At 36.3% G+C, this 12,755-nt stretch carries 11 protein-coding genes; 8 read left to right on the forward strand and 3 right to left on the reverse strand.

From position 1 onward, the window contains the following. Positions 1 to 50: 50 nt before the first annotated feature. On the forward strand, positions 51 to 2,351 hold the full coding sequence (locus FLUTA_RS04290) for a helix-turn-helix domain-containing protein (protein ID WP_013685628.1): 2,301 nt from the start codon (positions 51 to 53) through the stop codon (positions 2,349 to 2,351). A 213-nt stretch (positions 2,352 to 2,564) separates the two neighbouring features. Here the strand turns inward: FLUTA_RS04290 and FLUTA_RS04295 are convergent, their stop codons facing one another. The 3 genes from FLUTA_RS04295 to FLUTA_RS04305 form a co-directional block, all read right to left on the reverse strand. Then, positions 2,565 to 3,731 carry a hypothetical protein gene (locus tag FLUTA_RS04295; protein ID WP_013685629.1) on the reverse strand — a complete coding sequence of 389 codons (1,167 nt, stop codon included), beginning with the start codon at positions 3,729 to 3,731 and terminating at the stop codon, positions 2,565 to 2,567. 255 nt (positions 3,732 to 3,986) lie between these two features. Continuing rightward, positions 3,987 to 5,267 (reverse strand): methionine adenosyltransferase, encoded by a 1,281-nt coding sequence (gene metK, locus FLUTA_RS04300; RefSeq protein WP_013685630.1) that lies wholly within the window; start codon positions 5,265 to 5,267, stop codon positions 3,987 to 3,989. Between the two features lie 103 nt (positions 5,268 to 5,370). After that, positions 5,371 to 5,706 carry a hypothetical protein gene (locus FLUTA_RS04305; RefSeq protein WP_013685631.1) on the reverse strand — a complete coding sequence of 112 codons (336 nt, stop codon included), beginning with the start codon at positions 5,704 to 5,706 and terminating at the stop codon, positions 5,371 to 5,373. A gap of 228 nt (positions 5,707 to 5,934) precedes the next feature. On the opposite strand from FLUTA_RS04305, the gene FLUTA_RS04310 reads away from it, so the two are divergent. From FLUTA_RS04310 to FLUTA_RS04340, 7 genes are all read left to right on the forward strand, one after another. Continuing rightward, positions 5,935 to 6,825, forward strand: coding sequence for a L,D-transpeptidase (locus FLUTA_RS04310; protein ID WP_013685632.1), 891 nt, complete (start codon positions 5,935 to 5,937; stop codon positions 6,823 to 6,825). A gap of 194 nt (positions 6,826 to 7,019) precedes the next feature. Further along, positions 7,020 to 7,523, forward strand: coding sequence for a DUF6630 family protein (locus FLUTA_RS04315; RefSeq protein ID WP_013685633.1), 504 nt, complete (start codon positions 7,020 to 7,022; stop codon positions 7,521 to 7,523). Positions 7,524 to 7,561: 38 nt separating this feature from the next. Next, complete coding sequence (locus FLUTA_RS04320) at positions 7,562 to 8,200, forward strand: hypothetical protein (RefSeq protein ID WP_013685634.1); 639 nt, start codon at positions 7,562 to 7,564, stop codon at positions 8,198 to 8,200. A gap of 10 nt (positions 8,201 to 8,210) precedes the next feature. Continuing rightward, positions 8,211 to 8,666: a DUF7832 domain-containing protein gene (locus tag FLUTA_RS04325; protein ID WP_013685635.1), complete on the forward strand. Its 456-nt coding sequence runs from the start codon at positions 8,211 to 8,213 to the stop codon at positions 8,664 to 8,666. Between the two features lie 68 nt (positions 8,667 to 8,734). Next, positions 8,735 to 9,460 carry a sensor histidine kinase gene (locus FLUTA_RS04330; protein WP_013685636.1) on the forward strand — a complete coding sequence of 242 codons (726 nt, stop codon included), beginning with the start codon at positions 8,735 to 8,737 and terminating at the stop codon, positions 9,458 to 9,460. Continuing rightward, positions 9,453 to 10,172: a LytR/AlgR family response regulator transcription factor gene (locus FLUTA_RS04335; RefSeq protein ID WP_013685637.1), complete on the forward strand. Its 720-nt coding sequence runs from the start codon at positions 9,453 to 9,455 to the stop codon at positions 10,170 to 10,172. The genes FLUTA_RS04330 and FLUTA_RS04335 overlap by 8 nt, the downstream gene beginning before the upstream one ends. Positions 10,173 to 10,309: 137 nt before the next feature. Further along, on the forward strand, positions 10,310 to 12,589 hold the full coding sequence (locus tag FLUTA_RS04340; protein ID WP_013685638.1) for a cation:proton antiporter: 2,280 nt from the start codon (positions 10,310 to 10,312) through the stop codon (positions 12,587 to 12,589). Positions 12,590 to 12,755: the final 166 nt, after the last annotated feature.

A 12,755-nucleotide genomic window follows, 5' to 3' on the forward strand; every position in this document is an offset into this window, starting at 1 on the left:
TCCAAAATCACTTGTGGAAAGCCATCTTTTTGCTTAACTTCAAGTAAGTCATGAAAAATAGTACAACAATAAGCAATCCAGCTGAGTTCACAGAGCGCTTCATCAATCAAACAAATAGTCCGGTTTTCTTAACGGGTAAAGCAGGAACGGGTAAAACCACTTTGCTACGTAAGATTGTTGAAACCACACATAAAAACACGGTAATCGTTGCCCCAACAGGAATTGCAGCACTAAATGCGGGAGGAGTTACCATTCACTCCTTTTTTCAACTTCCATTTAGTTCTTTTATCCCTGATTTCATTTCTGAAGGATTAGTTCAAGGAAACACCAAATTTGAGTCGAAAGAAACGTTGAAACGTCATTTTCACTTCAATAAAACACGTCAAAATTTAATTCGAAATGTAGAATTGTTGATTATTGACGAAGTTTCTATGCTACGGGCAGATTTATTGGATGCCATTGATTGGACATTGCGAAATGTACGCAAAAACAATAGTCCTTTTGGTGGATTACAAGTGCTTTTCATAGGCGATTTGTTACAACTTCCGCCAGTGATCAAACCAGAAGAATGGTCTGTTTTACAAAAATATTACCATGGAATTTTCTTTTTCAATGCACAGGTATTGCAAGAACAAGCTCCCGTTTACATTGAATTAGATAAAATTTTCCGACAAGACGATCAACTTTTCATTGATTTATTAAATAACTTACGGAACAATCAAGTAACCCACGCCGATCAAGAATTGCTTCAAAATTATGTAAATCCAGCTTTTGATTCAACCAAAGAAGATGGATACATTACTTTGACAACACACAATTCCAAAGCAGACCAGATGAATGCTACTGCATTGAATTCGTTGAAGGAAAAATCAATTACTTATTCAGCAGAAATAAAGGGTGATTTCCCACCTCATTTATTCCCTTTGGAAAAGGAAACCGAACTGAAAGTTGGTGCTCAAATTATGTTTATCAAAAATGACATTTCTTTTGAGAAAAACTTCTACAACGGAAAAATGGGAGTTATTCAATCACTTTCGAGTAGTGAAATTGAGGTTTTTTTCAAAGAGGAAAAGCGCAGTATCACAGTTGATAAGTACGAATGGACCAATATTAAATACAGTTTAAACGAGCAAAAAGGAGAAATTGAAGAAGAAACCCTTGGAACCTTTGTTCACTACCCCATCAAACTTGCTTGGGCAATAACCATTCACAAAAGTCAAGGCTTAACCTTTGAAAAAGCGGTATTGGATATATCGAATGTGTTTGCTCCAGGACAAGCTTACGTGGCGTTATCACGCTTGCGAAGTCTTAATGGATTGGTTCTTTTGAAGCCACTTTCAATGAATGGATTGGTAAACGATAAACAAGTTGTTTCCTACGCTTCGAATAAAGCCCCAGAAGAGCGCATGCAGTTGTATCTGGATCAAGAAACTGCACGTTTTGTTTACACCAGTTTACAGCAAGCTTTCGATTGGTATGATTACACCACCAAATGGGCAACGTTTGAAATTGGATTTAAGAATCAAGGCCCAAAAACGGAAAAAGGGAAAGACCATTCTTGGGTAGCCACACAGATGCAAACAGTTCAATCTACGTTTGATGCTGCTCGAAAATTTCAAAATCAGATAACCAATCTTTTTTCAAAAGAAAAACCAGAATGGGAATTCATTCACGATCGCGTTCAAGCTGCTTATCAGTACTTTTTCAAACCATTGGACGCACAAGTCTACTCCATCATGAAAAGGCGTTACGAATTGGCTAAAATCAAAAAAACGAAGTCTTATTCGGAAGAACTCGAAGAAGTGGAACAAGAAGTAATCGCTGTTGTTCATCGCTTGATGAAAGTTCGTTTATTGATGGAAGCAATTTTAAATGGAAAACCGTTCACCAAAGAGACTGTTAAATCAGCTGAAATAACCAACTATGTGATCGCAAAAGGCCACAGTATTCAGCAAGAGTTACGTGCAAATCGCTCGATGATGGATGAAATGCTGGAAGAAGATTTTGTAGATGTGATTGAACTGGTGAAACCCAAGAAAATCAAGGAGGAAAAAGTAGTTAAGAAAAATACGTACGAAATCACCTTTGAATTATTCGAAGAAGGAAAAACGATGGAAGAAATTGCCAATGAACGTCAACTAGGTTTATCCACTATCGAAGGCCATTTTGCAAAACTCATTCAGGAGGAAAAAATAGACATCTCAGCCGTTTTAGATCCAAAGCGAATCAGTGAAATTGAAACCTATTTAGAAGAAGCCGAAGGAAAAAGCTTGGGGGCAATTAAAGATGAATTGGGAGACAAGGTGACTTATGGGGAATTGAAACTAGTTCAGGCTTCGAAAATGTTGTAAAAATGCTTTGAAAAACCCATGAAGACTGTCGGTTCGTAATATTGCGAATTGGCGAATTGGCAAATTGGAAATTCGATATTTATTGACTCCAACAAAAAATCACATCCGCATAACGAATGTGATTTCACCAAACTACCCTTATTAACTCGAGTATTTCCGACTCTTGTTCTTATAATGATTCCTACTCAAAAAGTAACAAGCTCTTTGGTTTCTTTATGCTTTTTTCTCCAAAACAAAAGTTCCATTAATCAATCGATAGGAATGCTTTCCTATTCTCACAACATCTCCTTCATTTTTCTTCGCTAAATCAATCAAATCCGTTTCCATCGTATGTACCGAACCACCAGTGCGTCTTGCCAAATCTAAATATTCTGTATTCACATAACCGAACTCTGTTCCGCACAAGATAATCCGAACAGGTACTGAAATTTTTGAAACTAAAACTCGGTCTTTAATCGGTGCAAAATTGTCTGCTACCAAAATAACTTCTTTCGCCGTTGGGAAGACTTCCAAACCTTTCAAAATTGCCTCACAATTATTTTCTGGACCATCTCCACCTCCTCCGCCTCGAATCGTTTTTTCAGCAGCGGCTAAAACATCTTCGTATTTTGTAGATTTTGAAAGATAAATCCCACCAATCTCTCCAACGCGCTTTTTAGAATCAGGAGTTAAATCTCCATCATTAAAAAACACTACTTTCTTTACACGATCATCTTTCATTCTTAGTTGAAACCAAACGAGCAACTGAGCAGAATATGGAGACATACTTCCTGTCAAATCCGCAACAACCAACATGTCTTTCCAATTCTTATTTCGTTCCAAAATTTGAATCACCGTAGAATCTTTCAGACTAATTCCATACGGACTAGCTTTTGATACTAACTTGTTCAATTCAGCTCCTGTTTTAGGCAATCCACCAAAATAAGAACGATCTGCTTCAGAAACAGCTTCCGATTGTTTTATTCTGTAATGAATTACAATACCATGAAACAAGACTCGGGCCTCTTCTTCATTCTCACAGCCTGTTTGCTTGATGATTGTCCAAGGAATACGTTCATCATTGATCAATTCTTTGCGAAGCTTCGAAAGTTCTCGCAAACGCATTCTGTTCAAATTCGTTAAATCCTGTCCTTTCGGAAAATCCGTATACACCAAATCGATACTCAACACATTCGATTCCCGGATTTTCGCTTTGTCAGATTCAGAAATAAGCTGGTGATTTCCATAACTCATTGGCAATACAATGGCAGGAACAAGACCAATCTTTAATCGGTAAACATTCTTAGAGACTTCTCTTTGGCTCAAGATACTTTCCACATCTCTGCCAATTGCTGTAAACGTAGTTATTAGAATACATAGGATTGGAATAAAACTTTTCATATCAGACTTTTTAGGTGAATGTCTGAAAAAACAAAAAGTAACATTGTTATCCGACAAAAATTTCATCCAAAATCATTTTCACGAATAATAAGTCTCGAAATTAAAGAATCGTCTGCAATACCTCTATTAAAAAGCATTTTAATAATTCTAATTTATTTTTATTGGACAATGATCTATAATTATCAATCTCAAAAAAAAAATCCTGACATCAGCCAAAGCCGAGTCAGGATTCATATTATTTTAATAAGCTACTTCTTACAATCCGAAAGCAGTTTTTACTTTATCTACGAAATCTAATTTTTCCCAAGTAAACAATTCAACTTCTCTCACAACTTGAGTTCCATCTGGAGCAGTAAATGTTTTCTTTACTACTTCATTCTTACGTCCCATGTGTCCGTAAGCTGCAGTTTCAGAGTAAATTGGGTTTCTCAATTTCAAACGTTGTTCAATTGCATAAGGGCGCATATCGAAGATTTCAGCACATTTCTTAGCGATTTCTCCATCCGTCAAGTTTGATTTAGAAGTTCCGTAAGTATTGATGAACAAACCACATGGCTTCGCAACACCAATTGCGTAAGAAACTTGAACCAATACCTCATCACACAATCCAGCAGCTACCAAATTTTTCGCGATGTGGCGTGTTGCATAAGCTGCAGAACGGTCTACTTTTGAAGGATCTTTCCCAGAGAATGCACCACCACCGTGAGCACCTTTTCCACCGTATGTATCAACGATAATCTTACGACCTGTCAAGCCTGTATCTCCGTGAGGTCCTCCGATAACGAATTTCCCTGTTGGATTGATGTGGTAAGTGATCTGATCATTGAACAAAGCTTGTAATTCTGGTTTCAACTTCGCCTTTACACGAGGAATAACGATGCTGATAATATCCTCTTTAATCTTTTTCAACATGTCTGCTTCTGCTCCGAAATCATCGTGTTGTGTAGAAACTACGATTGAATCAATACGTTGTGGAACATTGTCATCAGAATACTCGATAGTTACCTGAGATTTTGCATCTGGACGCAAATAACCGATGATATGAGATTCGTTATTACGGATTTTAGACAATTCTTGTAGAATATTGTGTGCCAAATCCAAAGCTAACGGCATGTAATTCTCTGTTTCTTTCGTTGCATAGCCAAACATCATTCCTTGGTCTCCTGCTCCTTGAGCATCTGCTTTCGCTTCAAAATCATCATTCGAAACTTTACGATCAACTCCTTGATTGATATCAGAAGACTGGTCGTGAATAGCAGAAAGAATTCCACAAGAATTCGCTTCAAACATGTATTCAGACTTCGTGTAACCAATTTTACGAATCACTTCGCGCGCAATTGATTGCACATCTAAATACGTATTCGTTTTTACCTCACCAGCTAAGACAACTTGTCCAGTCGTTACTAAGGTTTCGCAAGCGACTTTCGACGTTGGGTCAAAAGCCATAAAGTTATCAATTAGCGCATCTGAAATTTGATCCGCTACTTTATCCGGGTGTCCTTCAGAAACTGATTCTGAGGTAAACAAGTATGACATAGTCCTTGAGTATAAAATTTATGGGTGCGAAATTAGTGAAAAAAAAGAAATTGATTGGCGAATGTTGAAAAAACAAATGTTAATATTCTATTAAGTTACTAGACTAATCTAGCGAAAGTACTTTCCCTTCCAGAATAGCTCCTACAGAATCCAATACATTTGCTTCAAGAGAAAGCTGATGATCTTTGAAATTTTTCACATAAACTGTTTTAGAATCGAAAACTATCCGATTCATATCCAATCCTGCCTGATGAAATGATTTAATTAGAATTTTACGTCTCTTTGCTGACAAATCGCGAGGTTCCGATTCCAATTGGCACAAAGTAAGTTCAAATACAACTCCTGGATGCTCCAACTGGACTTCATGAAGTCGGTCTATCGGATCATTGAAAAACACTTTATAAACACCTTTCTTAAAGAAAATACTATTATCCTCCATTCTTACTGATTTCGGCAGCGAATGTAAACGAACACTTTACAGACAAAGAACAAAAAGAATAAAGTAAATCTATTTCATGGAATGAAAATAAGTAAAATAATTTTTGATTTGAAAGAATCCAATCACCCAACAATTAATCATTTTTAACCAAACAATTCACTATTCCAATAATTATGTAACACTTTTTAAAACAATTTGCCTGAGATTTAGATCAAAGAGAGATCAACTATGAAAAATTGGGGCCTTGTTATTAGTATTACTGCTTTTCTCGTTTCATGTCAGCCGAATAAAAAATCGGATGAAACGAATGATAAAACCACTTTGCAAAGATGGAAACAACCGAAAACAATCGCTTATAAAATAAGTGATGCAAAATACTGGTTGCAAGATTCTACTATTACCTCCGAACAACGAGCAATTGTGTTTGCAGTAAATAGAACCGATAGCTTGAATTTTTTAAAAATGGATTCTGTCATTTTACCAGTCGATTTAAGTGGTGATTTGGTATATTACCTTCCATTTCCATTGAAAGTTTCTTCATTAAAGGAAATTGACAAAATCATCTTTTTTTCATACCCTACACAGACTTTCGGAGCATACGAAAAAGGGGAATTGGTGTATACAGGACCTACAAATATGGGACGAGAGAGAGATCAGACGCCAAGGGGACTTTTCTCTACCAATTGGAAAGCTAAAAAGACAATCAGTACCTTTAACGACGAGTGGGAATTACGCTGGAATTTCAACATCATGAACAAAGAAGGAATCGGTTGGCATCAATACGATTTACCCGGATATCCTTCCTCTCATTCTTGTTTAAGACTTCGTGAAGAAGATGCCAAGTATTTATACACTTGGGCAAACCAATGGGTGCTTGCTGATAAAACGACCGTTTACATAAAAGGCACGCCTGTAATCATTTTTGGAAATTATGACTTTAAAGGATATAGACCTTGGTTCCAATTGGTTCACAATGCACATCTACTTGATATTTCTGAAGATGAAATCAAAAAAATAACCGAACCTTTCTTTTCTGAAATTCTTGAAGCACAGAAAATCCGAAAAGAGTATCAGCTCAAAATGGATGCTAAAAAATCTGCTCCAGATAGTTTAATCTAACATTCTATTGAAAATTGGCTTTGAATAGTTTAAATCGATTTATCTGCAAGGATAGACGTCTTATCTTGCTATGAACCCAATTTACTTAGCAGAATAACGTCGTTTATTTCTTTTTTATCTATATTAGTATGGTTAACAATGAATTGCATTAAAATCCAACCAAACAGTTAAATCAAATTAGAAATCTCGAATCGATGAATACCGAAAAAAACTACTTCAATCTGTTGATCGCTCTTACAAATGATGAATCCTTCAGCAAGCATTTAGCAAGTGAATTACTAGAATCAGATACCAATCCCAGCGACTTTTTCAACAAGCATCAGGAGGAATATTTCAGCAACCGAGGAATCAGTGTTCCCGGAAACAAAGAGCAAACGGTGTGTTACCTATTAGACAAATTAGATGAAAAAGATTTTCTCTATGAATTAGATTGGAAAGCAGATTCGGACGAATTAAACTACGCCCTTAAGCTACTTTCCAAAGGGAAAATAGAGACTGATTTGTTTTCTGAAGAAGATGCCGAAGACGCAGATGGTATGTTTGAGCTCATTTTTGACGCAGAAGAGCGTTTAGAAGAATACGACTTTGCAATTGTGCAATTCCCCCTGGACAGCGATAGCAACCCAATTGCCCTTGTTCCACTTGAACGAGGTGAAGAAATTCAAACGATGATTGACGAGTTGTTTGATGCTGAATAAGCGATGAAAATAAACTCTGTTGATTTAAAAATGCACCCATGCTGCTAGACCCAAACGCTATTATCCGAACTAAAAATGGTCCATTAAATGCAAAACTGGAATTTGAAGATAGGTCCTCCCTTACCCTGAACATTGATGGATATACGTTGGAGAATAGTATTAAACTTAACCAGCATTGGGAAATTTCGGAAGAATCTTTTGATCAATTTGGAAATAAATTCGATTTTGACTTGACTCAATTCGACGAAATAACCGATTTTGAGCTGGAATTTAAACTCCCGATTTTTACCATTGAACAAGATGCAGTCAAAGAAACTTCATTCACTTTTGTAGTTAACTACTCGGAATTGAGTCAGGAAATCCATTTTTTCAATGAATCTGAAAATATCGATATAAAAGAAGATTGGCAGGGGTTGGAGGAGATATTTCGACAACTCAACAGAATATATACTCCGCTCAAAAAACACTTGCGTTGCTGCTTCGGGTGCCTTTTCTCTGGGTACGAAAAGGGCGGAAACTCTTTATTCTGCATGATAAAAAGCAAAAATCTTTATCTGTCAAAAAGCTTTCAGGAGTGGTATTCAGACTTTTATTACGGATTGGAATACGAAGGAGTTTCAGAAAACTATTATTGCGATGAATTTGAAATTGACAAAAGAAAAAAAATAACACATTAAATCAAACTAAATGGCATCGATTGATCAAGCCAATTGGCATTATGGCGGGGATTTCCCTAAAGGTCTTCCAAAAGAAAACGGTGGAACACATATTGGAATGTACTTGAATTGGATTATTGACAACAATCTATTAGAAAAAACATTTCTCGAAGATTCTGCTGAAGGAATTCAAAAGGTGAAATCCAGAAAGATCACTGGAAGGGAATTTCTATTTGAATATTGTGATGAAAAACTCCTGGAATATTTTTTAAATGAAGAAGGATTGGAATTTACCACCCGTTATTATAAACGTTTGGGAACGTACATGTACGATTACGACGAATTATTAAAAGGAAAATACGATTCTCTTTACGAAATCCCCAATACTTGGGAGAATTACGATTTAATCACTACTAAAATCACCAAGGAATTTGAAAAGTGGAAATCAAGAAGGACTAAGAAGAGCTGGCAATTCTGGAAAAAATAAACAGTAGAAGGCCAAACGGCTAAAACGACAGTTTCAATCACCAAAAACTGTATCTTCGACACATCATTATGATTCTAGTTGCATTTTTTTCTACTTCCGTTGTTGCATTGGCATTGATTGTCTATTGCAGAATCCTGTCTTTGAAATTAAAAGAGGCGCAAAAAAACAACAAAGATCTTTCAACGAGAAATCACGAATTGAACGCTTTGGCACATTCCAATGAATTGAGTGTGATTCGCTACAAATTGAATCCACACTTGTTTAAAAACGCCTTAAATTCGATTCAATCACATGCGTATCAAACCTATTACTCAATGGATAAACTTTCTGGAGTATTGGATTACATTTTGTATGAAAGTGACCAACCGCTTGTAAGTTTACAGGAAGAAATGGATTTTGCAGCGAATTTTATTGAGATCAATCGGCTTAAGCTTAGTCCTTTGTTCGACTTACGGATCCGCAACACGATTAATTTGAAAGACGAGCGGATCAGCAATCTGAAAATATTGCCACTCATAACTGTCGATTTAATCGAAAATGCTTTCAAACATACCGATTTCCAAAAAAACGAATCGTTTATTTCGATTCATTTAGAGATTGTGGACGACGTCTTTTTGTTGGAAGTGAGCAATCGCATTTCGGAAAGTACTCCCATGAAAAAAGAACGCAGTGGTTTGGGACTCAAAAACTTAGAAGAACGGTTGAAAATTGGGTATCCCAATGCTTATGAATTAACCTTAAAAAACGAATCGCCCGTTTTTCATGCGCGTCTCAAACTGAAACTAAATGGATAAACCGCTACTTCGAGTTGTTTTGTTGGACGATGAATTACTCGCCCTCTCCTACCTGAGAACGCTCTGTGAAGGCATTTCGGATATAGAAGTTGTAAAAGCATTTGACAATCCACTCGTTTTCTTATCGGAGGTTCCCAATCTTTCATTCGACTTTTGCATTTCAGACATTGTTATGCCCAATCTCAGCGGATTACAAGTTGCTGAAAAACTCGATTCGAAACCCATTATTTTCACTACTGCACACAACGAATATGCTGCAGATGCATTTGATATTGAAGCGATTGATTATTTGAGAAAACCAGTTCAACGAGAACGCTTGGAACGCGCTATTGAGAAAGTGAGAATCCGCATAGAACAATCAAAAAATCAGGCAACTTGGACTGTAAACACCAACAAAGGAAAATTCACCATTCAACTTTCTGCCATTGTTCGTTTTTCCACAGATACGTATGACCGAAGAGACAAATTATTACTCTTGGAAAAGGGAGATGAATTGGTAGTAAAAAACAAATCCTTCGATCAATTGCTGCAAGAATTAGACTCCATTTCATTCATTCGAATTTCCAAATCTGAATTGGTTTCAAAAGAGTTTATTCAAGGATACCAAGGAGATGTAGTCTTGAGTAAAATCCGAATGAAGGATGGGAAATACATCGAATTTAGTTTGAGTGAAAATTATCGAAAGACATTCCTTGAAGCTTTCAATCAATAATCTTCTGTACTTGTACCGCAGCGATCAGCCACAACTGATCTGCTGTCGGTACAATAAAAACGGGTTTCAGTACATTCTTAAAACAGAGTGTTTTCTTTCCTGAATTACACGCTTACTTTTGCTTAAAATTTCATGTTATGCGTAATCTCAGAAATCTCTTATTTTACATTCTTACAATTGGTGGATTTTCCGCATTGATTTTTGGGGTTATCCTTTCCGGAAAATCGCTAGAAACTGGAAAAGTAACAACATTCAAACCCGTAGCTACTGCATCTACTTGGCAACAATTCACAGAAACGTATTATCACAACCTGACCCATCCATTAGCGATTCTCTTGTTGCAAATCGTTACCATTATTGTTGTAGCGCGCATTTTTGGTTTTTTCTGTAAAAAAATTGGGCAACCTTCGGTGATTGGTGAAATCATAGCAGGTATTTTTCTAGGGCCTTCTTTCATTGGAATGTACTTTCCAGAGTTCTCGCACTTTGTTTTCCCTGATAAATCGATGGACAATCTGAAATTTTTAAGTCAAATTGGCTTGATTCTCTTCATGTTTGTTGTTGGAATGGAATTGGAACTAAAAACATTGAAGAACAAAGCAAACGATGCGGTTGTAATCAGTCATGCAAGTATTATCTTCCCTTTTACCCTAGGTGTCGGATTAGCTTATTTTATTTACTCTGAATTCGCTCCTGCAAATATCAACTTCCTTTCCTTCGCATTGTTCATTGGAATTTCAATGAGTATTACAGCCTTTCCCGTCTTGGCTCGAATAGTTCAAGAAAGAGGTTTGAGTAAAACCAAATTGGGTTCCATTGTGATTACGTGTGCAGCAGCAGACGATATTACTGCTTGGTGTATTTTGGCTGCTGTTATTGCAATTGTGAAAGCCGGGTCTGTTTTAAGCGCCATCTACATTATTTTCATGGCAATTGGGTACGTATTTCTAATGTTGAAAATTGTTCAGCCATTCTTAAAACGATTAGGAGACAAACATTCCAACAAAGAAAGCTTGAGTAAGCCAGTGGTTGCCATTTTCTTCATCACCCTATTAATTTCATCATTTGCTACTGAAGTGATTGGAATTCATGCATTATTTGGGGCATTTTTGGCTGGAGTTATTATGCCTGCAAACATGAATTTCCGCACTATTTTCATTGAAAAAATTGAAGATGTAGCCGTTCTATTGTTGCTTCCATTATTCTTTGTATTCACTGGACTAAGAACTCAAATAGGTTTATTGAATGATTGGCATTTATGGTTAATCGCTTTCATTATAATCGCTGTTGCAATAATTGGGAAATTCTTGGGGTCTGCCCTTGCTGCCAAATTCGTTGGACAGTCTTGGAGAGATAGTTTGATTATAGGAGCACTGATGAACACCCGCGGTTTGATGGAACTCATCGTTTTAAATATTGGGTATGATTTAGGTGTTTTATCCGATGAAATTTTTGCAATGCTTGTTTTAATGGCACTTATCACAACATTTATGACTGGACCTATTTTGGATTTAATCAATTGGTTGGTTCCTGAAAAGAAATCAGCTGAACAACAGGCCGGAAAAGCAGTTCTTTCGACAAAATACTCAATTTTACTTTCATTCGGAAGTCCAGAAAGAGGTCGAACATTACTGAGATTAGCCAATAGTTTTATTCGAAAATCTCCCGAAAATGCCAATATTACGGCATTACATGTTTCATTGAGTAATGATTTGAATCAATTCAACGCCGAAGAGTACGAAAGAAGCAGTTTTGCTCCTATTTCGGAAGAATCGCAAAAATTGCACATGCCTGTTGTTACGTTATTCAAACCTACAGTAGACATTGACAAAGAAATTACAGACACTTCGAATGCAGGAAATTTCGATTTACTCTTAATCGGAATTGGAAGTTCTGTTTTTGAAGGGTCTCTTCTCGGTCGAATTTTAGGATTTACAACCAAACTTATCAATCCAGAACGTTTATACGAAACCATTACAGGGAAAGAACCCCTATTTGAAAACACTGTTTTTGATGAAAGAACGCGTCAATTAATCAAAAATGCCAAATTACCCATTGGAATTGTAATTGATAAAAACTTAGAAAAAGTAGAAAATGTCTTCTTGCCTATTTTCTCAATCCACGATAGTTTCTTATTGGTTTATGCACAAAAATTGATTCATCACAGTAATGCACGTGTAACAATTATTGATTCGTCGGGTATAGTGAAAACTCATCCAGAATTGAAAGAATCTATTCGTATGATTGAACAAGTTGCTCCAAATCACATTTCATTGCAAACAGAACCGCGATTAGATAAAGAATTTATGAGCGAACAAGATTTAATGCTGATTAGCCACGACAGTTGGAGAAAAGCAGTTGAAACGCAAAGCTTATGGCTCACAAATACTCCATCAGTACTTATTTTAAAACCGTAATTATTGATCTAAAACGACGAATATTAGAGTACGAATTTTTTTGAAAAATCAATCGAATAGGTCTATGGGGTATTTATCTTCTATTTTAAAACTCTAAGTTATCATTCATGAAAAACCCCATTTGTCATCTGACAAATGGGGTTTTTAAATTTATTTCTCTGTGATT

Source organism: Fluviicola taffensis DSM 16823 (genome assembly GCF_000194605.1).
Taxonomy (GTDB): domain Bacteria; phylum Bacteroidota; class Bacteroidia; order Flavobacteriales_D; family Crocinitomicaceae; genus Fluviicola; species Fluviicola taffensis.

Excerpts from the sequence above, each read along its gene's own strand:
- FLUTA_RS04335 (WP_013685637.1), top strand. The coding sequence starts at position 9,453 with ATGGATAAACCGCTACTTCGAGTTGTTTTGTTGGACGATGAATTACTC.
- FLUTA_RS04295 (WP_013685629.1), bottom strand. The coding sequence starts at position 3,731 with ATGAAAAGTTTTATTCCAATCCTATGTATTCTAATAACTACGTTTACA.
- FLUTA_RS04305 (WP_013685631.1), bottom strand. The coding sequence starts at position 5,706 with ATGGAGGATAATAGTATTTTCTTTAAGAAAGGTGTTTATAAAGTGTTT.
- FLUTA_RS04315 (WP_013685633.1), top strand. The coding sequence starts at position 7,020 with ATGAATACCGAAAAAAACTACTTCAATCTGTTGATCGCTCTTACAAAT.
- FLUTA_RS04310 (WP_013685632.1), top strand. The coding sequence starts at position 5,935 with ATGAAAAATTGGGGCCTTGTTATTAGTATTACTGCTTTTCTCGTTTCA.
- metK (WP_013685630.1), bottom strand. The coding sequence starts at position 5,267 with ATGTCATACTTGTTTACCTCAGAATCAGTTTCTGAAGGACACCCGGAT.
- FLUTA_RS04340 (WP_013685638.1), top strand. The coding sequence starts at position 10,310 with ATGCGTAATCTCAGAAATCTCTTATTTTACATTCTTACAATTGGTGGA.
- FLUTA_RS04290 (WP_013685628.1), top strand. The coding sequence starts at position 51 with ATGAAAAATAGTACAACAATAAGCAATCCAGCTGAGTTCACAGAGCGC.
- FLUTA_RS04330 (WP_013685636.1), top strand. The coding sequence starts at position 8,735 with ATGATTCTAGTTGCATTTTTTTCTACTTCCGTTGTTGCATTGGCATTG.
- FLUTA_RS04320 (WP_013685634.1), top strand. The coding sequence starts at position 7,562 with ATGCTGCTAGACCCAAACGCTATTATCCGAACTAAAAATGGTCCATTA.
- FLUTA_RS04325 (WP_013685635.1), top strand. The coding sequence starts at position 8,211 with ATGGCATCGATTGATCAAGCCAATTGGCATTATGGCGGGGATTTCCCT.